Genomic DNA, 21,621 nt, shown 5'->3' with positions numbered 1-21,621 from the left:
CGCGCCGGTTTGCTTTTGCGTATGCGAATTGCGTGCGGGCCGCGCTTACTGCGTCGCGCCGACCGGCGTGACCTGCGTGGCGTATGCCGAGACGAACACCGCATGAATCGTGTCGCCGACCTTGAGCGCCTTGAGATCGACGTCGGGCGTAGCCTGAACGGTGACGGTCTGATATGCGCCGCGCAACGTGACCTCGCGCTTCTTCGCGTTGATGTGCTGCACGGTGGCCTGCACCTCGACCTGACGCGCCGCGTCATAGCCCGACGAAGCCGGCAGATACACGCTGGTATCGACGCGCTTGCGAATGCCCTTATCCTTGCCCGTGACCTTGTCGGCAGTCACCAGCAGCGCGTTCTTGTAAAGCACGTCAACGGTATCGCCGACGTTGAGCTGATCGAAGTTGCCGACCTGCTGGCTCAACGCGATATCGATGTCGTTGCCGCGCGGACCCCGCAGCGTGACGACACGGGAACCGCGGTCGATGGCGACGATTTTGGCCTTTACGTGGACAGGCGGAGCCATGGCGATCACCGATTGCGCCGCGCTTGCGAGTGCTGACGGTTGAGGCGCGGAAGCCGGCTGATTGTTCTGCGCAAACGACGCCTGCGAAAAGCCGATACCCATCGTCAGTGCTGCTATCAAAACCGATACCCTCTTCATTTCCGTCTCCCTCATTTCGGTGAATTCGATTCGCTTAACTAATCAGATCGGTGCAGGACCGACGTGCGAGCGATTCTACGCGGGAGTACGAAGCGAAGGCTGCTGGATGCCGCTGAGTTTGATCGAGATTATTTGTCTTGAATTTGATAGATTTTGTTTGAAATTGTTTGGCGATTGTTAATGAAATTAACGCCTCGATTGTTGCCAATCATTAAATCTGTCGATGCAACCGGAAGCAAAAAGTAAAAAAACCGCGGGTCCGAAACAGACCCCGCGGCTTGATTGAATCGATCAATACGTATTAGACGCGCTCGATCGCGATAGCAATGCCTTGACCGACGCCGATACACATCGTGCAGAGCGCATAACGCCCGCCGGTGCGGTGCAGCTGATACATCGCGGTCGTCACGAGACGCGCGCCGCTCATGCCCAGCGGGTGCCCCAGCGCAATCGCGCCACCGTTCGGGTTGACACGGGGATCGTCGTCCGCGACACCCAGCATGCGCAGCACCGCCAGACCTTGCGAAGCAAACGCCTCATTGAGCTCGATCACATCGAACTGATCGATCGTCATGCCCAGACGCGCGAGCAGCTTCTGCGTAGCCGGTCCCGGGCCAATGCCCATGACGCGCGGCGCAACGCCTGCCGTTGCCATGCCGATCACGCGCGCACGCGGCGTCAAGCCAAAGCGCTTCGCATTTTCTTCGTTGGCTAGCAGCAGCGCACAAGCGCCGTCGTTCACACCCGATGCGTTACCGGCCGTGACCGAACCATCCGGACCCACCACGCCCTTGAGCCTGGCCAGCGCTTCGAGCGAGGTCTCACGCGGATGTTCGTCGCGCGACACCACCAGCGGATCGCCCTTCTTCTGTGCGATGCTGACCGACACGATTTCCTGCGCCAACGTGCCGTCGGCGATGGCGCGCGCCGCCTTCTGCTGGCTGCGCACCGCGAACGCGTCCTGATCCGCGCGGCTCACGTTGTAGTCGATCGCGACGTTTTCAGCCGTTTCCGGCATCGAATCGACGCCATATTGCTGCTTCATCAGCTTGTTGACGAAGCGCCAGCCGATCGTCGTGTCATAGATGGCGGCGTCGCGCGCGAAGGCCGTGTTCGCCTTGCCCATCACGAAAGGCGCGCGGCTCATGCTTTCCACGCCGCCTGCGATCATCAGATCGGTTTCGCCCGACTTGAGCGCGCGGGCGGCAATACCCACTGCGTCCATACCCGAGCCGCACAGACGGTTGACGGTCGAGCCCGGCACGGCCTGCGGCAGCCCCGCCAGCAGCGACGACATGCGCGCGACGTTACGGTTGTCTTCGCCAGCCTGGTTCGCACAACCGTAGATGACGTCGTCGATCGCCGCCCAGTCCACGTCCTTGTTGCGCTCCATGAGCGCCTTGAGCGGCACCGCGCCCAGGTCGTCAGCGCGAACCTGCGCGAGGGCGCCTGCGTAGCGGCCGATCGGTGTGCGAATTGCGTCGCAGATGAATGCTTCCGTCATCAGAGTCTCCTGTCGATTGCGCGCGCTGTGTGACAGTCGGACGCAATCCCATGCTAAACCGGTTGGGATCGACGGACTGCGCGGGCGAAGAATGAGGTATCGAACGCGCACGTCCTCGTGCGTTTTGTTCGACTTACGAACTCATGGTCGATAATCGAACATTTGGCGCCCATGATAGGCGTCGCGGCGCGCGAGTGTCAAGCAGGGGTAACCGTAGGCCAGCGGCGGAAACAGCAGCAGAAATGACAACGGCCGCGCGAGACGGTGATCTCGTGCGGCCGCTGGCTTGTCCAATCGAACCGTAGGACTTAACGCGACATCATATTCATACTGACGTTGTGCATGACCCAGATCGTGCCGAAGATCAGGAACGCGGCGGCCAGCACAGTATAGGCAAGCGACAGCACGTTCCAGCCCTGCCCCGGCGATGCGTTCAGATGCAGGAAGAACACCAGATGGACGACGACCTGCACGAAGGCAAGCACCGCGAGGATGGCCATGCCCGTACCCGGCCCGAGCGTGCCATGCAGGACGATGCCGAATGCGCCGGCGGTCAGCAGCACGGAGAGGATGAAGCCCGCGGCATAGCTGCCGAGGGAGCCATGGGCTTCGCTATGAGAATGAGCCATTTAGAGCACGCTCCCGAGATAGACAAAAGTAAACACGCAGATCCACACCACGTCCAGAAAGTGCCAGAAGAGGCTCAGGCACGTCAGGCGGCGCACTTCGCGCTCGTCGAGTTGCGGGCGGCGCAGCACCTGGATCATCAGCACGATCATCCAGACGAGACCGAAGAACACGTGCAGGCCGTGCGTGCTGACCAGCACGAAGAACGACGAAAGAAACGCGCTGCGCTGCGGACCCGCGCCATCGGCGATCAGGTGCGAGAACTCGTGCAGTTCGAGCACGAGGAACAGCACGCCCAGAATAAAGGTGACGCCTAGCCACCCGAGCACCGCGCCGCTCTTGCGTTGCTGTGCGCCGAGCATCGCAAAGCCGTAGGTGATGCTCGAAAGCAGCAGCACGGCGGTTTCGATCGCCACGCCGCCGATATCGAACAGATCCTTGCCCGTCGGGCCACCAGCGTACTGGTGTGCGAGCACGCCGAAAGTCGCGAACAGCGAGGCGAACAGGACGCAGTCCGTCATCAGGTACACCCAGAAGCCGAACACCGAGTTCGACGGCGGATGATCGTGATGATCGAAGTCGGCAAGCGTTGCCGTATGGGTTTTCTGTAGCATGGCTTAGGCCTCCAGTTCCGCCAGTTCGCGCTCGACGGCAACCGTCGCGCGATGGCGCTTCTCTTCGATCTCGCGAACCTTCGCGGCCGGAATGTAATAGCCGTCATCGTCGCTGAAGCTGCGCACGGCAATCGTCACGACAATGGCGGCAAACGCCAGCACGCCCAGCCACACGATGTGCCACACGCCCGCGAAACCCAGCGCCAGGCTGAACATACCGACGAAGAAGCCCGCCGACGTGTTCGACGGCATATGAATGTCGCTGTACTTCGCCGCGAGACCCAGACCGCGGCCCGTTTCCTTCATGTGAGCAAAGGCGTCGATCTCCTGCACCTGCGGGATGACCGCGAAGTTATAGACCGGCGGCGGCGACGAGGTCGCCCATTCGAGCGTGCGGCCGTCCCACGGGTCGCCCGTGACGTCCTGGCATTCCGCCTTGTTGCGATTGACGAACGCCATCACCCATTGAAGGATCTGAAACACGACGCCCAGCGCGATGATCGCCACGCCAATCGCGGCCACGACGAAATACGGCTGCCATGCGGGGTTGTCGTAGTGATTCAGGCGACGCGTCGCGCCCATGAAGCCCAGCACGTAGATCGGCACGAACGCCACATAGAAGCCGACGAACCAGCACCAGAACGACGCCTTGCCGAGCTTTTCATTGGGCTTGAGGCCGAACACCTTCGGGAACCAGTAGTGCAGGCCCGCGAGGTAGCCGAACACCACGCCGCCGATAATGGCATTGTGGAAGTGGGCGATCAGGAACAGCGAGTTGTGCAGCACGAAGTCCGCGCCCGGGATCGCCATCATCACGCCGGTCATGCCGCCGATCGAGAACGTGACCATGAAGCCGATCGTCCAGAGCACCGGCGCGGTGAAGTGGATGCGGCCGCGATACATCGTGAACAGCCAGTTGAAAATCTTCACGCCCGTGGGGATGGCGATGACCATGGTCATGATGCCGAAGAACGCGTTGACGTCGGCGCCCGAGCCCATCGTGAAGAAGTGATGCAGCCACACCAGGAAGGCCAGCACCATGATCGCGCACGAGGCGTACACCATCGTCTTGTAGCCGAACAGCGGCTTCTTCGCGAACGTGGCCATGACTTCCGAATAGATGCCGAACGCAGGCAGCACGAGGATATACACCTCGGGGTGGCCCCACGCCCAGATCAGGTTCAGATACAGCATGACGTTGCCGCCGCCGTCGTTCGTGAAGAAGTGCGTACCGACGTAACGGTCGAAGCCCAGCAGTGCGAGCGCGATCGTGAGAATCGGGAACGTGGCCATGATGAGCACGTTCGAGCACAGCGCCGTCCACGTAAACACCGGCATCTTCATGAGGCTCATGCCCGGCGCGCGCATCTTCAGAATGGTGACGAAGAAGTTGATGCCGGTAATGAGCGTGCCCACGCCCGACAGCTGCAGCGACCAGATGTAGTAGTCGACGCCCACGCCCGGACTGAACTGCAGTTCCGAAAGCGGCGGATACGCGAGCCAGCCCGTTTGTGCGAACTCGCCGACCACCAGCGACAGGTTGATGAGAATCGCGCTGATCGCCGTCATCCAGAACGAGAGCGAGTTCAGGAACGGGAACGCCACGTCGCGCGCGCCGATCTGCAGCGGCACGACGAGGTTGAACAGCCCGACCATGAGCGCCATCGCCATGAAGAAGATCATGATGACGCCGTGCGCCGAGAAGATCTGGTCATAGTGATGCGCCGGCAGATAGCCCGGCGCGTCGAAGGCGATGGCCTGCTGGACGCGCATCATGACGGCGTCGGCGAAACCGCGCACGAGCATCAGCACCGCCACGATGATGTACATCAGGCCGATGCGCTTATGGTCCACGCTCGTGAGCCATTCGGACCAGATGTACTTCCACTTGCCGGCCACGGTCACGAGACCGAGCACGGCGACCACGATCAGCGCCATGAACGCCGCGGCGCCCATGATGATCGGCTGATCGAACGGGATCGCCTCTAAGGTGAGTTTTCCGAACATGACTGCTTACCCCTTGGTCACGCACGACGGGTCATTGAAGTCCGTGACGTGGCCGTTGTTGTACTTCGCGATGATGTTGTTGAAGAGCTTCGGATCGACGGTCGAGAAGTACTGCACCGGCGCCTTCTCGGTCGGCTGCGCGACGCCCGCGTATTCGTCCATCGACAGGCCGTCGCGCGAAGCCTTGACCTTCTGCACCCACGCGTCGAAATCCTGCTGGCTGGTGGCGAGCGTGCGGAACTTCATGTCGGAGAAGCCCTTGCCGCTGTAGTTGGCCGAAATGCCTTCGTAGTTGCCGGCTTCGTCGGCGACGAGGTGCAGGCGCGTCTGCATGCCTGCCATCGCATAGACCTGGGTGCCCAGTTGCGGGATGAAGAACGAGTTCATCACCGAATCCGACGTGATGCGGAAGTTGACCGGCGTGCCCACCGGCACCGCAAGCTGGTTCACCGTGGCAATGCCCAGGTCCGGATAGATGAAGAGCCACTTCCAGTCGAGCGCGACGACTTCGACGTTGATGGGCTTCACGTTCGATTCGAGCGGCTTGTAGGGATCGAGTTCGTGCGTGGTCTTCCAGGTGAGCACGGCGAGGAAGAGGATGATGACGGCCGGAATGGTCCAGACCACCACTTCGATTGCCGTCGAGTGCGCCCACTTGGGCGCGTAGGTGGCGTTGCGGTTGGACGCGCGGTAGCGCCAGGCGAAATAGAGCGTGAGCAGGATCACCGGCACCACGACGAGCAGCATGGCCCACGTGGCCGTGGCGATGAGGGATTTTTCGGCCATCCCGACGCTGCCCTTGGGATCGAGCACCGTCAGGTTGCCGCTACATCCCGCGAGCGTGGCGACGAGCCCGCCGCCGAGGGGGATTAACCACCTTTTGAAGGCTTTTCTCTTCATGTTTGCCTGCTTTTCCGTTTAACCACTTTGAACGCTGCCTTGAACGTCATCACGCACTCGCATTGCAAAATCCGCCATGCAAAATGCACCCGTACCGTTTTTAGCGAAATTCTACGGAAACGACTTATTCAAAAATTTGATTTAGGCTAAGGTTTATCGAGGGCGTCACAGCCCGTGGACGACAGCGCGACGGAACGACACAGATATCTTTCATATGCCTTTCTATGCGGCGACGCGCCCTGCGCGGCAAGGCGTCGCAGCCGGTATCAAGCGCTTGCCAAGTGAAAAATCGTGTGAATGGGAGCGGTACTCACGATCTCAATCGACGAAGAAAATGACCGCCGCTGGTTATTTTTTGGTTAATCGCTTAAAACCAGATCGACATTAAAATCGGAAAATTAAATCCCTTACCGATATTCAATCGCTTCGTCAACTCCATTAAGCCGCGCTTCACTTGCGAAAAATCAAGTAACGTATCCGGATTAACGTGACGACGCGCTTGCGTTTTCCCGTCGACGCGTGCCCGCCACCGCGCGCCGGTTGGCGAAACCAGGCGCTTGCGCTATCGTCATGGGTTCCTTTCGCGCCGCCTCCAGCCCTTGATCCGACGCCACGACGCCATGAATCCCGCTACCCGCGCCTCGCCCGCCCATTCCGACGAGCAGACGGACATCCCCGAAAAGCCGGGCGACTCCTACGTGCAGTCGTTCGCGCGCGGGCTTTCCGTGATCCGCGCGTTCAACGCCGAGCATCCCGAACAGACGCTCACCGACGTCGCCGCGGCCACCGGCCTCACGCGTGCCGGCGCCCGGCGCATCCTGCTCACGCTGCAGACGCTCGGCTACGTCGAGGCCGAAGGGCGCCTGTTCCGGCTCACGCCCAAGATTCTCGACCTCGGCTTCGCCTATCTCACGTCGATGCCGTTCTGGAATCTGGCCGAACCGGTCATGGAGGCCCTGTCCGGCGAGGTGCACGAAAGCTGTTCGGCGGCCGTGCTCGACCGCACCGAGATCGTCTATGTGCTGCGCGTGCCCACGCACAAGATCATGACGATCAACCTGTCGATCGGCAGCCGCCTGCCGGCCTACTGCACGTCGATGGGGCGCGTGCTGCTGGCCGCGCTCGACGAGGACACGCTCGATGCCACGCTCGGCGCGTCGCCGCTCTACGCGCACACGCCGCGCACCGTGACCGACAAGGACGAGCTGAAGAAAATCATCGCCCAGGTCCGCCAGCAGGGCTGGGCCATCGTCGATCAGGAACTGGAAGGCGGGCTGATTTCGATTTCGGCGCCCATCCGCAACCGCCAGGGCCGCGTGATCGCCGCGATGAACATCAGCGGCAACGCGCAGCGCACTTCCGCCAAACAGATGGTGAAGACCTTCCTGGAGCCGCTGCAACAGGCGGCCCAGCGCGTTTCGGGGATGGTTTCGCGGCGGACTTGAGGGGCGATCAGCGCTCAAGGAATCGATAAATGGTATTCGCGGCACGCCGCCGCCATCAAGGAGACGCTATGCCTGCCCCCGAAATCATCGTCACCGACACCGTGGACGAGACCATTGAGAGGATCATTGGCGGCGGTCTGAACCGGTTCAACGACGAACACGTTGGCTACGCAGACCGCCAACCGCTGGCTGTCCTGGTCCGAGATCCGCTCACGAGGGAAATTGTCGGCGGCGCGAGCGGCCGGTCATCGCTCGGCCTGCTTTTTCTCGATCTGTTCTTTCTCCCGACGTCCGCGCGCGGACAAGGCGTAGGCAGCGACGTTCTACGTCGATTCGAAGACGAGGGTCGCCGCCGTGGTTGCCGTTCTGCCGTGGTCTACACGATCAGCTTCCAGGCGCCCGAGTTCTACAAGCGCCATGGATGGACTGAATTCGGCAAGATTCCGTGTGATCCTCCGGGCACGTATAGGGTGTTTCTCACCAAGGACTTGTCAGCCGACTGACGCCGTCACCTCGTTTGCCGCAAACACCTCGCGTGCGGCGAACAGTGCATTGAGCGCTGCCGGAAAGCCCGCGTAGAGCGCCATCTGCATGAACACCTCGACGATTTCATCGCGAGTGCAGCCGACATTCAGCGCGGCCTCGATATGGATCTTCAACTGTGGTTGCGCGTTGCCAAGCGCGGCTAGGGCGGCAATCGTCGCGATCTCGCGGGCGCGCAGATCAAGTTGGGAGCGGCTATAGATGTCGCCGAAACCGAACTCGATCAACAGGCGGCCGAAATCCGGTGCGATGGGCGCCAGCGCCGCCACGACTTTCTCGCCGGCCTCGCCGTCGATCTGCTTCAGTTTTTGCCAGCCCTGCGCGTAGCGGTCGTGCTTCGTAGGCGCTGCGTCGATCCCGATATCCATGGCGAATCCTCTTCCTGTTGATGGGTTTGAGCTTCTTCGTCATGTCGAGTCGCGTCCCGCGCCGCCGTTTCGTACCAGGCAATTTTGTCCGTGATCGCCGCAAGGTTGGCCTGCAAATCCTCGATGCGTGCCAGCACCTCGTTCCGATGCGCCGCCAGCATTTCGCGCCGGGCATCGTAGGTCGCATCGCCCTGCGAGCGCAGTGCGGAAAACGCCTGGATGGAAGCGATCGGCATCCCGGTCGCCTTCAGGCGCATGACGAATTGCAGCCAATCCCTGTCCGCTGGCGAATACAGCCGGTGTCCGGCCTGCGTGCGACCGATGGCACGCAGCAGCCCAGCCCGCTCGTAGTAACGTAGCGTATGGGTGGTGACGCCGGTGGCCGCAGCCACCTGACCGATAGTCAGGGCTTTTGACATGACGGATCTCAGGTTAGGACTTCGAGTGCACTCTAAGTCAAGCGTCCCGCGCCGTCAGCCCTTTTTAACGTGTCGGTCGAACCGATACAGGAACGCATGGCACTTCGCACCGCCCCGAAGGCTCCGCAGCCCGCCAGGTTCGACGCACCATCGGAACCTCTGCCGCTCCGCAAGACCCCAGCCCTGCTGCGCGACCGGGACCGCATCGACGCGGGTTCCGCGATCCGGCCGGGAATGGCTGGAAGATGCCCCAGGCGGCCAAAAACGCTGCCTGAAGGCGAACAGCCGATTCAGCCCACGTCGGCGAAAACCTGCACGAGCCAGTCCGTGAAAGCGCGCACGCGCAGCGAAAGCTGGCGCGCCTGCGGAAACATCACGGACACCGGCATGGGCGGCGGCGGCTGGTCGCCCAGCACGATGCACAGTTCGCCGTTGGCCAGTTGCTCGCGCACCCTGTAGCGCGGCACCTGCACCAGCCCCAGTCCCGCGACCGCGCCCGCCGTATACAGCTCCGCGCCATTGACGGCCACCGGTCCCGGCAGCGTGACGTTGCGTACGCCATCGGCCAGCGCGAATTCGAGCGGATGCGCCCGGCCCGTGGCCGGCGAGAGATAGTTGACGGCGAAATGCCCATCCATGAGCGCGTCGATCGACGTGGGATCGCCATGCCGTTCGAGATAGCCGGGGCTCGCGACGGTGACCTGTTCGAGCAGCGCGACGCGCCGCGCGATCATCGACGAATCGCTGAGTTCGCCCGCGCGCAGCACGCAATCGATGCCCTCGCGCACGAGATCGACGAAATGATCGCCCGAGCCGATAAAGAGTTCGATGCGCGGATAGCGCGCGAGAAATTGCGCCAGGCGCGGCATCACGAAATACTGCGCGAGCGTGCCCTGCATGTTCACGCGCAGGCGCCCTTGCGGATCGGTGTCGCGGAACGCTTCTTCGGTTTCTTCGAGATCGGCGAGCAGACGCGTGCAACGCTGATAGTAAGCGTCGCCGTCGGGCGTGGGCTTCACCTGGCGCGTGGTGCGCTCCAGCAGGCGCACGCCAAGGCGCGTCTCAAGACGCTTGATCGAATTCGTGACGGTGGCGCGCGGCAGGTTGAGGTCCTCGGCGGCCTGCGTGAAGCTGCGGCGGTCGACGATGCGCGTGAAAATCTGCATCTCCTGGAAACGGTCCAAGGGCGGTCTCGCTAGGGTCTCGTGTGGTCTTGGGGGGCGGCGTCATCTTCTCATGAGCCGATGGCATGGCCAAAATACCCAGGAACCCTGGAATGCCCAGGAATGCCCAGGAACCGGCGGCACGCATGAAGCGAGCGCCCGCGCGCCATTCAGCCCGTCAGCGCCACCCGCTGCACCGCCGCGACAAAGGCCGCGCCGGCGTCTTCGATCCGTCCGGAATTGTCGATCTGCACGAAAGTCGCGCCTTCCGGCACGACAAAGGGCGCGCGCCGCGCGAGCCGCTCGGCGACCTGTTCCGGCGTCTCCCGCGCGCGCGAAGCGAGCCGCGCGGCCAGCACGTGCTGCGCGGCGTTCACGTGCACGAGCGTCATGCGCGGATAGCGCGCCAGCGCTTCGCTCACGTAGGCGCGCGAGCCGTTCACCACGACGGTGCAACCCAGCTTGAGCCACTGCTCGATTTCCACGCCGATGCCATAGCTCAGCGCGTGGCTGCGCCAGTGCAGCGCGAACAGGCCCATGCGTGCGCGCGCTTCGAATTCGGTATCGGTAAGCGCGATGTGGTTCTCGCCACCGCCTTCCGCGCGCGTGATATAGCGATGCGCGAACACCACGCCCTCCGCCGCGAGCCGCTTGCGCGCGTAGCCGAGCAGCGTGTCCTTGCCCGCCCCCGACGGACCCATCACGTAAATCAGCCGGGCCGTCATGCGCAGCCCTCCGTCGGGAAATCCACGCGCTGCCATAACTCGAACGGCGCGCCGGGCTGCGGCTCGACATAGATCGCGACGCCGTGCACCGGCAGCGGGCCGGCGTCGCGCATCTGCGCGTTCCAGGCGTGCATGAGCGCGGCGCGCGTCGGCGCGTCGGCGAGCGAATCGGAAAGCGTCATATGGAAGCGGAATTCATCGAATACGTACGGATAACCCCAGGTCTCGACGTAGTCGCGCTGGCGCGGCGTGAGCGGCGTGAGCGGCGCGTCGAGGCGCTTTGCCAGTTCGGCGGGCGTCTGCGCCGCGCGCAACGATCCGAGCGCGCGCAAGGCGTCGCCGGCCAGTTGCTGGAGCGCCTGCGCACCTGCGTCGTCGGCGGCGCGCACGGCGACGAAGCGGCCCAGCGTCGCCGCCTCCGCCGCCACGTCAAAGCGCGCGCGCCGCGCGGCCCAGGCCTGCGTGGCGGCGACGAGCGCCTGCGGCGTCACGCCGTCGGCGAGGCGAAACGGCGGCACGAGCGTGCCGTGCCAGCCGTAGCGCGCGGGCGCCACGGTGAGCGCCGCGAGCGGCCTTTCAAGCTCGACGGGCTGCGGCGGCGCAAGCGCGTCACCGCTTTCCGGGTCGCGCCCCAGCCACGCGCAGCCACGCTGCCACCACGCCGAGTCGCGCGGCGGCGCGTAGTAAAGCGCGAAGCGCGTCGCCCCGTTCCAGTGCGCGGGCGCGGTGCTCGTCGCGGTGCTCATATGTCGTGTTCCACCATCAGTTGCACGCGGTCGGCGGCGAAGTGCGTCACGCCATATTTGATCGCCACGCCTTCCAGATCGACGTCGACGTTCTCGACCCACAGCACCGGCTGCTGCCGGTTGATGTTCAGACGCCGCGCCACTTCGGGCTCGGGCAGCACGCTGCCGATCCGGCTCCATTTGCGCAGATAGTCGGTCACTCCGAATTCGGCGAGCGCCTTCGAAGTGCTGTCCACACGCTCCATGACCGTGGGCAGATCGGTGAAACGCGCGGCCGGATACCAGCTGCGCGCGTAGGTGAGCGGCACGCCGTCCGATTCGTGCAGCGTCTCCAGCCGGTAGACCAGCGCACCGGCGCGCAGCCCCAGCGCCTTCGCGACGGCGGGGTCCGCCTTCACCCGCGACGACGCCAGCAGCCTGCCCACCGCCGAATGCTGATGGCGTTGCAGGTTTTCCGTAAAGCGCGTGCGCTTGCCGATGCTGTAGTCGATCGCGCCGGGCTGCACGAAGGTGCCGCGCCCCTGCTCGACGCTCACCAGCCCCTGCGCCGCGAGGCCCAGCATCGCGCGCCGCACCGTATGGCGGTTCACGTCGAAGCGCTTCGCCAGTTCGCCTTCGCTCGGCAGGCGGCCATCGTCGCCGAAGCCCTTCGCGGCGATCTCGGCCGCGAGGATCTGCTCGATCTGCCGCCACACCGCCAGCCCTGCGCCGCGTTCGAGCGTGCTGTGGGACGCGTCGTCGTTCGATGTCATGGTGCTGTCATTCCCCTCGGTTTCAATAGCGTTTTGCGCATTGTAGTGGCCAGGGCGTGATGGAAATATGAAAACGTCCCTCATGCCGGCGTGGATTCACTGTAGCATTAAACATCTAGACGTTTAGATGAATAGATGCTTCAATATCTCGACGTTTGCGCCGCCTCGCGACGCCTGCAATGCGGCAACCCGATTCAACCGTAGCAACCGTTTCCCCACAGTTCAATTCCGTTCACGACACAGGAACTCCGATGAACGCATCCTCCGCCCCGTCCAGCGCCGCCGGGTCCGCCGCGCGCCGCGCCTGGATGGCGGTTCTCGCGCGCACGCCGCGCGCCGATCTGGAAGCGGCTTTCGCCGCAGCGCTCGGCGGCGAGCCGGCGCCTTCCTTCGACTGGCTGCGCGCCCCTCAGACCGGCCTCGCGATGGTGCGCGGGCGCGTCGGCGGCACCGGCAACGCCTTCAACCTGGGCGAAGCCACCGTCACGCGCGCCACGCTGCGCCTGCGCGCGCCGCACGGCCAGGCGGCCACGGTCGGCGTCGCCTGCCATCTGGGCCGCGACAAGCGCCGCGCCGAACTGGCCGCGCTCGCCGACGCCCTCCTGCAGCAGCCCGAGCGGCACGAGCGCCTGCACGCCCAACTGATCGAGCCGCTGATCGCGCGCCTGGAAGGCATTCGCGCAGCCCGCCGCGACGACACCGCCAGCACCAAGGTCGAGTTCTTCACGATGGTTCGAGGTGACGCATGAACGAACGCGTTATGACTGCCGATATCGCCAGAACCGCCGTACACCTGTCGCTCGACGCGCTCGCGCCCGGTTTCGCCGACCCGGTGCACGACACGCAAGCCGTGTTCCGCACGCTCTTGAACGCACTTTCGCGCCCCGGCACGATCGATACGATCGAAACGCCGTTGCCCGCTGCCGAGGCAGCCGCCGACGGCACGCCGCGCGCCGGTCTCGCGGCCTTCGCCTCGCTGCTCGCGCTGGCCGACTACGCCACGCCCGTCTGGCTCGCGCAGCCCGACGCCGCGCTGGCCGCCGCCCTGCGCTTTCACGCCGACGCGCCGCTGGCCGCCACGCCACGCGAAGCCGCCTTCGCCTACGTGCACGACGCCGCCACGCTGCCGCCGCTCGAAGCCTTCGCCTGCGGGACCGATGAATCGCCCGAGCATTCGGCCACCGTCTTCGTGCGCGTCGATTCGCTCACGGGCGGCACGGCGCTCACGCTCAGCGGCCCCGGCATCGAAACGACCCAGGCGTTCGCGCCCGCTGGCCTGCCCGCGCGTTTCTGGCAGGAGCGTGCCGCGCTCGCGCCGCTCTTTCCGTGCGGCATCGACTTCTATTTTGTTTGCGGTGCCCAGATCGTGGGCCTGCCGCGCACGACCCGCGTGGAGGTGAACTGATGTATGTCGCCGTCAAAGGAGGAGAACGCGCGATCGAGGCGTCGTGGCGTCTGCTCGACAAGGCCCGCCGTGGCGACACGAGCGTGCCCGAGCTGTCCGTCGCGCAGATCCGCGAACAGATGCGCCTGGCCGTGGCGCGTGTGATGGCCGAAGGCTCCGTCTACGACGAGGAACTCGCCGCGCTCGCGATCAAGCAGGCAGCAGGCGATCTCGTCGAAGCGATCTTTCTGCTGCGCGCCTATCGCACCACGCTGCCGCGCTTCGGCTACACGGTGCCGGTGGAAACGGAACACATGGCGGTCGAGCGGCGCATTTCCGCGACCTTCAAGGACGTGCCCGGCGGCCAGGTGCTGGGCGCGACCTACGATTACACGCAGCGCCTGCTGGATTTCGCGCTGCTCGCCGACGGCGACGATGCAACGGACTCCGAACCGATTGTGTCACGCCCCGCATCGCATGAAGCCGAACCGATGCCGCGCATCGTCACGCTGCTGAACAACGAGGGCCTCATCGAACAGGAAACGGTCTCGGAGGAAGACGTCGAACCGGGCGATCTCTCACGCGAACCGCTGTCGTTTCCCGCCGATCGCAGCGTGCGTCTGCAGAACCTCGCGCGTGGCGACGAAGGCTTTCTGCTCGCAATGGGCTACGCCACGCAGCGCGGCTACGCGCACTCGCATCCGTTCGCGGGCGAGATCCGCTTCGGCACGGTCGCGGTGGAAATGGTGCTGGACGAACTCGGCGAAGCCGTCGAAATCGGCGAGATCGAACTGACCGAATGCCAGATGATCAACCAGTTCGCGGGCAGCAAGGACATGCCGCCGGCCTTCACGCAGGGCTATGGCCTTACCTTCGGCCATGCCGAGCGCAAGGCCATGGCGATGGCGCTGGTCGATCGCGCGCTGCGTGCCGAAGAACTGGGCGAAACGCTCGCCTCGCCCACCCAGGACATCGAATTCATGCTCTCGCATAGCGACAACGTGGAAGCGTCGGGCTTCGTGCAGCATCTGAAACTGCCGCATTACGTCGACTTCCAGGCCGAACTGGAGCTGGTGCGCCGTCTGCGCGCGCAGCATGGCGAACCGTCGGGCGGCGAACCGCAAACCGTGGAGGCCGCATGAACGCGCCCGATACTTTCGACACGACGCTCGCCTCGCACGAGACCCAGGCCGCCGACGGCTACAACTTCGCGTACCTGGACGAGCAGACCAAGCGCATGATCCGCCGCGCACTGCTCAAGGCCGTGGCGGTGCCCGGCTATCAGGTGCCGTTCGCGTCGCGCGAAATGCCGCTGCCGTATGGCTGGGGCACGGGCGGCATTCAGGTGACGGCGGCGATCATCGGCGCAAACGACACGCTCAAGGTCATCGATCAAGGCTCCGACGACACGACCAACGCCGTCAACATCCGCCGCTTTTTCGCGCGCACGACGGGCGTGGCCACCACGCGCCGCACGAGCGAAGCGACCATCGTGCAGACGCGCCACCGCATTCCCGAAACACCGCTCACGGACAAGCAGATTCTCGTCTATCAAGTGCCGATGCCCGAACCGCTTTACCGGCTGGAACCGCGCGTGGCCGAATGCAAGAAGCTGCACGCGCTCGCCGATTACGGTCTCATCAGCGTGAAGCTCTACGAGGACATCGTGCAGCACGGCAGCATCGCCACCACCTACGACTATCCGGTGACGGTAAACGGGCGCTATCTCACCTCGCCCTCGCCGATTCCCAAGTTCGACAATCCGAAGCTGCATATGAACGCCGCGCTGCAACTGTTCGGTGCGGGCCGCGAGCGGCGCATCTACGCGATTCCGCCTTATACGCCGGTGAAATCGCTCGATTTCGACGATCACCCGTTCGAAGTCCAGCGTTGGGAACACGCGTGCGCGCTGTGCGGGTCGCGCGAGAGCTTCCTCGACGAAATGATCGTCGACGATGCGGGCAAGCGCATGTTCGTGTGCTCGGATAGCGATTACTGCCACGATCGACAGGAAAATCAGGATCACGAATCGAAAGGAGCGGAGGTATGAATTCGAGCATGACGCCGCTCTTGAGCGCACGCGGTCTCACGAAGCAATATGGCGGGCGCAACGGCTGCCGCGACGTGAGCTTCGATCTTTATCCTGGCGAAGTGCTGTGCATCGTTGGCGAATCGGGCTCGGGCAAGACCACCTTGCTCAACACGCTCGCGCTGCGCACCGACGCCGATGCGGGCTCGCTCGTCTACACCGGCGCGAACGGCGAGGCGCTCGATCTGCGCACGCTGTCCGAGCCGCGCCGGCGTTTGCTTGCCCGCACCGAATGGGGCTTCGTGCAGCAGAATCCGCGCGATGGGCTGCGTGCGGGCGTATCGGCGGGCGCCAATATCGGCGAGCCGCTGATGGCCGTGGGCGCGCGCCATTACGGGCGGATTCGGCAGAGCGCGCAGCAATGGATGCGCCGCGTCGAGCTGGACGACACCCGCATCGACGAATTGCCTTCGGCGTTTTCGGGCGGCATGCAGCAGCGCCTGCAGATCGCGCGCAATCTGGTCACCGGCCCGCGCCTGGTTTTCATGGACGAACCGACCGCCGGCCTCGATGTATCCGTGCAGGCACGCCTGCTCGATCTGCTGCGAACACTCACGACCACGCTGCATCTTTCGGTGCTGATCGTCACGCACGACATCGGCGTGGCGCGTCTGCTCGCGCATCGGCTGATGGTGATGCAGGGCGGCACGGTGGTCGAATCGGGTCTGACCGACCAGGTGCTGGACGATCCCCAACACCCCTATACGCAGACGCTGGTAGCTTCCGTGCTGCCGGTCTAGGATGAACGCCATGACACTGAATTCCCTGGTTTCCCCGGCGGCGCGCGCGTTCGCCGAGCGCCCCGCGCTCATGCTGCGCGCCGAAGACGTGCGCAAGACCTTCACGCTGCACGGTCAGGGCGGCATCGGCATCGACGCGCTCGCGGGCGTCTCGCTGGACGTCGAGCGCGGCGAGTGCGTTGTGCTGGTCGGTCCCTCGGGCGCGGGCAAAAGCACGTTTTTGCGCTGCCTGTACGGCAACTATCTGGCGAGCGGCGGCTCGATCGCGATCCGCGACGACGCGGCGCCCGCGCAGCATCTGGAAATCACCGGCGCCGAGCCGCACGACGTCCTGCGTCTGCGCCGCAACGTGGTCGGTTATGTGAGCCAGTTTCTGCGCGTGATTCCGCGTGTATCGGCGCTCGATATCGTGGCCGCGCCGCTGGTGTCGCGCGGCATCGATGAAGAAGACGCGCGCGCACGCGCAGCCGCGCTGCTCGAACGCCTGAACGTGCCGCAGCGTCTGTGGCCGCTCGCGCCCGCGACGTTTTCGGGCGGCGAGCAGCAGCGCGTGAACATCGCGCGCGGCCTGATCGCGCAGCATCGCGTGCTGTTGCTCGACGAACCCACGGCCTCGCTCGACGCGGAGAACCGCGAAGTGGTCGCGGGTTTGATCGTCGAGGCGCGCGAGCGCGGCGCGGCGATCGTCGGCGTGTTCCATGACGAGGACACGCGCGAGCGCGTCGCCACCCGCGTGCTGGCGCTGCGTGCGCCGCGCGTGGCGCAGACGGGCGCAGCCATCGCCGCCTGAACATGTTTTCGTAATCCGCGCTTCGTACCTTTACGTACCCTTAACAGTGACTCAAGAACCGATTTCTGGAGCCTGAAGATGTTGATCAAGAACGCTCGCATCGTGACGCGAGACGACGTTTTCACCGGCACGCTGCAGGTCGAAGGCGACACCATCCGCGACATTTCGCGCGGGTCCACCGCCGCGCCCGAGGCCGAGGACTGGGAAGGCGACTTCCTGCTGCCGGGTCTCGTCGAGCTGCACACCGACAACCTGGAAAAGCACCTCGCGCCGCGCCCCGGCGTGCACTGGAACACCGACGCCGCCTTCGTGATCCACGACGCGCAGATCGCCGCCGCCGGCATCACCACGGTGTTCGACGCGCTCGCCATCGGCACGCGCCTGGCCGTGGGCGTGCGTGGCCGCGACGTGCAACTGGCGAGCGCCGCCGCCCTTTCGCGCTTCTCCGAGCGCAAGCTGCTGCGTGCCGACCATTTCCTGCACCTGCGCTGCGAAATCGCCACCGAGGACGTGATCGAGCTGTTCGACACGCTGAGCGTGCATCCGCTGCTGCGTCTCGCCTCGGTGATGGACCACACGCCGGGCCAGCGCCAGTGGCACGACCGCGCGCAGTGGCGCCGCTACCAGGAGCGCCATGGCAAGTGGACCGACGAGCACGCCGACAACCTGCTGACCGAGATGGCAACCGAGCAGGAACGCTATGCGGACGCGCACCGCCGCGCGATCGTCGAGCGCTGCCGGGCGCGCAACATCCCGCTCGCGAGCCACGACGACACACTCGTCGAACACGTCGAGCAGGCCGCCGCCGAAGGCATCGTGCTCGCCGAATTCCCGACCACGCGCGCCGCCGCCGAGGAAGCGAAAAGACGCGGCATCGCCACGATCATGGGCGCGCCCAACGTCGTGCGCGGCGGCTCGCACTCGGGCAATGTGTCGGCGCTCGAACTGGCGCAGGCGGATCTGCTCGACATCCTCTCGTCGGACTACGTGCCGTCGAGCCTCCTGAGCGCCGCGTTCGATCTCGTGACGAAGGCCGACTGGACGCTGCCACGCGCGCTCGCCACGGTGTCGTGGGAACCGGCGCACAAGGCGGGTCTGGCCGATCGCGGCGCGATCGAACCGGGCCTGCGCGCGGACTTCGTGCGCGTGACCATGCTCGACACGCTGCCGGTGCCGCGCGCGACGTATCGCGCGGGCCAGCGCGTGATCTAGCGCGGTCTGATCCGCCCGCGTTTTTCCTGCTGCAGTGCGGCAAAGGCATGCCGAAGCCGACAACAAAACCAACGGCATGCCATCGTTTCGATTTCAACTTCCCTTCATGCGCCGCGCCTGGCACCTGACAGGCGCCGGCGCACGCCTTCGACTGTTGCGGCAGAGCATCGCAATCCGTTTTCCGCAGCCCTCTATCCGCACCTCTCCTTGGCGCTGAAAGCCTTGCTGGACAAGGCTTTTCGCCCGTCGTCACACACCGGCGCAGGTCCGTTAGAGCGCTTGTTCGCTTGCCATCCGGTATTTCACTAGCGACGCAGCATTTTTGACCGGGTAAGCTTTGCGCCGCCGCTCGCAGCAACGCTTGCGAGGACAACCGAATCTCCGGCGCGAGCCGCGCCGGAAAAATGCACCGTGGCGGCACGACCGCACATGGCGCGCCATGAACCATAAGAGGAGTACAAAGAGTGAAGAAACTGCTTGCCACCCTGTCGGTTGCCCTGCTGGCCGTTTCGGCCAGTGCCGCCTACGCAAAGGATTGGACCACCGTGCGCTTCGGCGTCGACGCGAGCTACGCTCCGTTCGAATCGAAAGCCCCCGATGGCAAGCTGGTCGGTTTCGACATCGACCTCGGCAATGAGATCTGCAGGCGCATGAGCGCCAAGTGCGTGTGGGTCGAGCAGGATTTCGACGGCATGATCCCGGGCCTGAAGGCCAAGAAGTTCGACGGCGTGCTGTCGTCGATGACGATCACGCCGCAGCGCGAAGAGCAGATCGCTTTCTCGGCGAAGCTGTTCAACACGCCGACGCGCCTCGTTGCCAAGAAGGGCACCAGCTTCCAGCCGACCGCCGACTCGCTCAAGGGCAAGACGGTGGGCGTCGAGCAAGGCACGATCCAGGAAACCTACGCCAAGGACAACTGGGCGCCCAAGGGCGTCAACGTCGTTCCTTACCAGAACCAGGACCAGGTCTACGCCGACCTGATCTCGGGCCGTCTGGACGCAGCGCTGCAAGACGAAGTGCAAGCCGACCTGGGCTTCCTGAAGACGCCGCGCGGCGCTGGCTTCCAGTTCGCCGGCAAGGAAATCCCGACGGGCGCAGCCGCTATCGGCCTGCGCAAGGAAGACGCCGATCTCAAGACGAAGATCGACAAGGCCATCGCCGACATGATCAAGGACGGCACGTACAAGAAGATCGAAGCCAAGTACTTCGACTTCGACGTGTACGGCAGCTAAGCGTTTTTGTCGCGCCGCCCGCGCTTTGCGGGCGACCCGGAAAGCCCGGACCCTTGCGGTTCGGGCTTTTTGCTTTGAGGCTCGCTTTTGGGCGGCTCGCTTTTGGGTGGCGCGATTCCGTCCGAAGTTCTGTCGATTGCGCGGATCGGCTAAGATCATGGACATCGGCCCGACAGCGGGCCATTCCTCCGCTCACGCCCGAACCACGCGCCTCGCGCCTCAAGCGCCAGGCGCGCACCCATCATGCAAACCCACCACCATCCGTTGATTGCGCCCGCACTGGGCACCGCGCGAGAGATCACGAGTTTCCACTACGGCAAGCCCGGCGGCACGAAGGTCTATGTGCAGTCGTCGCTGCACGCGGACGAATTGCCCGGCATGCTCGTGTCCTGGGCGCTGCGCCGCAAGCTCGCCGCGCTCGAAAACGCTGGGCGTATGCGCGGCGAAGTCGTGATCGTGCCGGTGGCGAACCCGATCGGCCTGAACCAGCATTGGCTCGGTCATCTCGTGGGGCGCTTCGAGTCGAACACCGCGCAGAACTTCAACCGCAACTTCCATGAGCTGACGGCGCTCGTGCTGCCGCAGATCGAGTCGCGCCTGGGGCCCGACGCCAACGCCAATGTCAAGGCGATCCGCGCCCTGATGGGCGAAGGGCTGGCCGCCGTGCAGCGGAAGACCGAGCTCGATTCGCAGCGCCTCGCGCTTCAACGCCTGTCCTACGACGCCGATATCGTGCTGGACCTGCATTGCGACTGGGAAGCCGCGATGCACATCTACACGAATCCCGAACTCTGGCCCGAGGTCGAGCCGCTCGCGCGCTACCTGGACTCCAAGGCGTCGCTGCTCGCGCTGAACTCGATCGGCAATCCGTTCGACGAGATTCACAGCTTCTGCTGGACGGAGCTGCGCGAGCGCTTCGGTGAGCGTTTCCCGATTCCGTACGGCTCGATTTCGGTGACCGTCGAGCTGCGCAGCCAGCGCGACGTCTCGCACGAGTTCGCCGAGCACGACGCGCAAGCCATCGTCGACTATCTGATCACGCGCGGCGTGATTGACGGCACGGCTGCGCCGCTGCCGCCGCTCGCGCATCCGGCCACGCCGCTCGCGGGCACCGAACCGATCGTCGCGCCCGCCAGCGGCGTGATCGTGTTCCGCGCGGACTGCGGCGCATGGATCGACGCCGGCACGCCGGTGGCCGATATCGTCAATCCGCTCACCGACGAAGTGACCACGCTCAACGCCAGCGTGAGCGGCGTGATGTACGCGCGCCATAGCGCGCGCTTCGCGACCGCCGGGATGGAAATCGCGCGCATCGCCGGCGATACGCCGATCCGCTCCGGATCGCTGCTGTCGCTCTGACACGGCACGCGCCCCGGCTCGCAGATGAGCCGGGGCGTCGTTCAATCGGGCTGGCCGCCCCACTCCTTCGCATAACGAATATTGCAAAAACCGGCATAATTCGCCGATTTTCAAGTATTCGACCCCGTTTCTACCCGGCGCATTTGCATCCCAAAATTATCAGAACGTTCATGCAAATCGCGTAGCCAACCTTACAAAGCAGAAAATCTTATAAGGCTTGCCCAGCGCTCGGCCAACGCTGGAAAGCACCCGTCAATTTCCAGAAAACCCAATCCCATCAAGGCTTTAAGCCTGCGCCCCTGGCTCGCAAGCCCACTGTCGCATTCGCACCACATAACAGCG

Annotated in this window: 23 protein-coding genes; 11 read left to right on the top strand and 12 right to left on the bottom strand. The window is 64.5% G+C overall.

Annotation, left to right across the window (positions count from 1 at the left end; translation table 11 throughout):
* Positions 1 to 45 precede the first annotated feature (45 nt).
* From B0G62_RS04930 to cyoA, 6 genes are all read right to left on the bottom strand, one after another.
* The gene (locus B0G62_RS04930; RefSeq protein ID WP_244193118.1) at positions 46 to 660 is read right to left on the bottom strand and encodes a hypothetical protein; all 615 of its coding nucleotides are present in this window, start codon (positions 658 to 660) and stop codon (positions 46 to 48) included.
* Positions 661 to 961: 301 nt separating this feature from the next.
* The gene (gene pcaF / locus B0G62_RS04925) at positions 962 to 2,164 is read right to left on the bottom strand and encodes a 3-oxoadipyl-CoA thiolase (protein WP_103703068.1); all 1,203 of its coding nucleotides are present in this window, start codon (positions 2,162 to 2,164) and stop codon (positions 962 to 964) included.
* A 308-nt stretch (positions 2,165 to 2,472) separates the two neighbouring features.
* Positions 2,473 to 2,793: a cytochrome o ubiquinol oxidase subunit IV gene (gene cyoD / locus B0G62_RS04920; protein WP_103703067.1), complete on the bottom strand. Its 321-nt coding sequence runs from the start codon at positions 2,791 to 2,793 to the stop codon at positions 2,473 to 2,475.
* Positions 2,794 to 3,405, bottom strand: a complete 612-nt coding sequence (cyoC, locus tag B0G62_RS04915) for a cytochrome o ubiquinol oxidase subunit III (RefSeq protein WP_103703066.1) — start codon at positions 3,403 to 3,405, stop codon at positions 2,794 to 2,796.
* A gap of 3 nt (positions 3,406 to 3,408) precedes the next feature.
* Positions 3,409 to 5,412 carry a cytochrome o ubiquinol oxidase subunit I gene (gene cyoB, locus B0G62_RS04910; protein ID WP_103703065.1) on the bottom strand — a complete coding sequence of 668 codons (2,004 nt, stop codon included), beginning with the start codon at positions 5,410 to 5,412 and terminating at the stop codon, positions 3,409 to 3,411.
* Positions 5,413 to 5,418: 6 nt separating this feature from the next.
* The gene (gene cyoA, locus B0G62_RS04905; protein ID WP_103703064.1) at positions 5,419 to 6,312 is read right to left on the bottom strand and encodes a ubiquinol oxidase subunit II; all 894 of its coding nucleotides are present in this window, start codon (positions 6,310 to 6,312) and stop codon (positions 5,419 to 5,421) included.
* 620 nt (positions 6,313 to 6,932) lie between these two features.
* Between cyoA and B0G62_RS04900 the strand changes: the two genes are divergently transcribed.
* Together B0G62_RS04900 and B0G62_RS04895 are read left to right on the top strand one after the other, a co-directional pair.
* Positions 6,933 to 7,757, top strand: a complete 825-nt coding sequence (locus B0G62_RS04900; protein ID WP_103703063.1) for an IclR family transcriptional regulator — start codon at positions 6,933 to 6,935, stop codon at positions 7,755 to 7,757.
* A gap of 68 nt (positions 7,758 to 7,825) precedes the next feature.
* Positions 7,826 to 8,260: a GNAT family N-acetyltransferase gene (locus tag B0G62_RS04895; RefSeq protein WP_103703062.1), complete on the top strand. Its 435-nt coding sequence runs from the start codon at positions 7,826 to 7,828 to the stop codon at positions 8,258 to 8,260.
* On the opposite strand, the gene B0G62_RS04890 is transcribed toward B0G62_RS04895, so the two are convergent.
* From B0G62_RS04890 to phnF, 6 genes are all read right to left on the bottom strand, one after another.
* Positions 8,249 to 8,668, bottom strand: a complete 420-nt coding sequence (locus tag B0G62_RS04890; RefSeq protein ID WP_103703061.1) for a carboxymuconolactone decarboxylase family protein — start codon at positions 8,666 to 8,668, stop codon at positions 8,249 to 8,251. The genes B0G62_RS04895 and B0G62_RS04890 overlap by 12 nt on opposite strands.
* Positions 8,602 to 9,087 carry a MerR family transcriptional regulator gene (locus B0G62_RS04885; protein ID WP_103703060.1) on the bottom strand — a complete coding sequence of 162 codons (486 nt, stop codon included), beginning with the start codon at positions 9,085 to 9,087 and terminating at the stop codon, positions 8,602 to 8,604. Before B0G62_RS04885 ends, B0G62_RS04890 begins: the two co-directional genes overlap by 67 nt.
* A 290-nt stretch (positions 9,088 to 9,377) precedes the next feature.
* Positions 9,378 to 10,271: a LysR family transcriptional regulator gene (locus B0G62_RS04880; protein ID WP_103703059.1), complete on the bottom strand. Its 894-nt coding sequence runs from the start codon at positions 10,269 to 10,271 to the stop codon at positions 9,378 to 9,380.
* A 149-nt stretch (positions 10,272 to 10,420) separates the two neighbouring features.
* Entirely contained in the window at positions 10,421 to 10,975 is a 555-nt protein-coding gene (gene phnN, locus B0G62_RS04875; protein WP_103703058.1) for a phosphonate metabolism protein/1,5-bisphosphokinase (PRPP-forming) PhnN, read from the bottom strand.
* The gene (locus B0G62_RS04870) at positions 10,972 to 11,721 is read right to left on the bottom strand and encodes a DUF1045 domain-containing protein (protein ID WP_103703057.1); all 750 of its coding nucleotides are present in this window, start codon (positions 11,719 to 11,721) and stop codon (positions 10,972 to 10,974) included. Before B0G62_RS04870 ends, phnN begins: the two co-directional genes overlap by 4 nt.
* Positions 11,718 to 12,473 (bottom strand): phosphonate metabolism transcriptional regulator PhnF, encoded by a 756-nt coding sequence (gene phnF, locus B0G62_RS04865; RefSeq protein WP_103703056.1) that lies wholly within the window; start codon positions 12,471 to 12,473, stop codon positions 11,718 to 11,720. Before phnF ends, B0G62_RS04870 begins: the two co-directional genes overlap by 4 nt.
* 251 nt (positions 12,474 to 12,724) lie before the next feature.
* Here phnF and phnG point away from each other — a divergent pair, with 251 nt between their 5' ends.
* The 9 genes from phnG to B0G62_RS04820 all read left to right on the top strand — a co-directional run bounded on the left by phnG (position 12,725) and on the right by B0G62_RS04820 (position 21,279).
* Positions 12,725 to 13,222 (top strand): phosphonate C-P lyase system protein PhnG, encoded by a 498-nt coding sequence (gene phnG, locus B0G62_RS04860; RefSeq protein ID WP_103703055.1) that lies wholly within the window; start codon positions 12,725 to 12,727, stop codon positions 13,220 to 13,222.
* Positions 13,219 to 13,878, top strand: coding sequence for a phosphonate C-P lyase system protein PhnH (phnH, locus tag B0G62_RS04855; protein WP_244193117.1), 660 nt, complete (start codon positions 13,219 to 13,221; stop codon positions 13,876 to 13,878). The genes phnG and phnH overlap by 4 nt, the downstream gene beginning before the upstream one ends.
* Positions 13,878 to 14,999, top strand: a complete 1,122-nt coding sequence (locus B0G62_RS04850) for a carbon-phosphorus lyase complex subunit (protein WP_103703053.1) — start codon at positions 13,878 to 13,880, stop codon at positions 14,997 to 14,999. The genes phnH and B0G62_RS04850 overlap by 1 nt, the downstream gene beginning before the upstream one ends.
* Positions 14,996 to 15,907, top strand: coding sequence for an alpha-D-ribose 1-methylphosphonate 5-phosphate C-P-lyase PhnJ (locus tag B0G62_RS04845; RefSeq protein ID WP_103703052.1), 912 nt, complete (start codon positions 14,996 to 14,998; stop codon positions 15,905 to 15,907). Before B0G62_RS04850 ends, B0G62_RS04845 begins: the two co-directional genes overlap by 4 nt.
* Before the next feature lie 8 nt (positions 15,908 to 15,915).
* Positions 15,916 to 16,686 (top strand): phosphonate C-P lyase system protein PhnK, encoded by a 771-nt coding sequence (phnK, locus tag B0G62_RS04840; protein ID WP_103703626.1) that lies wholly within the window; start codon positions 15,916 to 15,918, stop codon positions 16,684 to 16,686.
* A 10-nt stretch (positions 16,687 to 16,696) separates the two neighbouring features.
* Positions 16,697 to 17,476, top strand: coding sequence for a phosphonate C-P lyase system protein PhnL (phnL, locus tag B0G62_RS04835; RefSeq protein ID WP_103703625.1), 780 nt, complete (start codon positions 16,697 to 16,699; stop codon positions 17,474 to 17,476).
* A gap of 78 nt (positions 17,477 to 17,554) precedes the next feature.
* On the top strand, positions 17,555 to 18,688 hold the full coding sequence (locus B0G62_RS04830; RefSeq protein ID WP_103703051.1) for an alpha-D-ribose 1-methylphosphonate 5-triphosphate diphosphatase: 1,134 nt from the start codon (positions 17,555 to 17,557) through the stop codon (positions 18,686 to 18,688).
* A gap of 464 nt (positions 18,689 to 19,152) precedes the next feature.
* Entirely contained in the window at positions 19,153 to 19,920 is a 768-nt protein-coding gene (locus tag B0G62_RS04825) for an ABC transporter substrate-binding protein (RefSeq protein WP_103703050.1), read from the top strand.
* A 243-nt stretch (positions 19,921 to 20,163) separates the two neighbouring features.
* The gene (locus tag B0G62_RS04820) at positions 20,164 to 21,279 is read left to right on the top strand and encodes a succinylglutamate desuccinylase/aspartoacylase family protein (RefSeq protein WP_103703049.1); all 1,116 of its coding nucleotides are present in this window, start codon (positions 20,164 to 20,166) and stop codon (positions 21,277 to 21,279) included.
* Positions 21,280 to 21,621: the final 342 nt, after the last annotated feature.

The sequence above is a fragment of the Paraburkholderia eburnea genome (genome assembly GCF_002917095.1).
GTDB classification, from domain to species: domain Bacteria; phylum Pseudomonadota; class Gammaproteobacteria; order Burkholderiales; family Burkholderiaceae; genus Paraburkholderia; species Paraburkholderia eburnea.
This window is presented reverse-complemented; position numbering and strand designations above follow the sequence as displayed.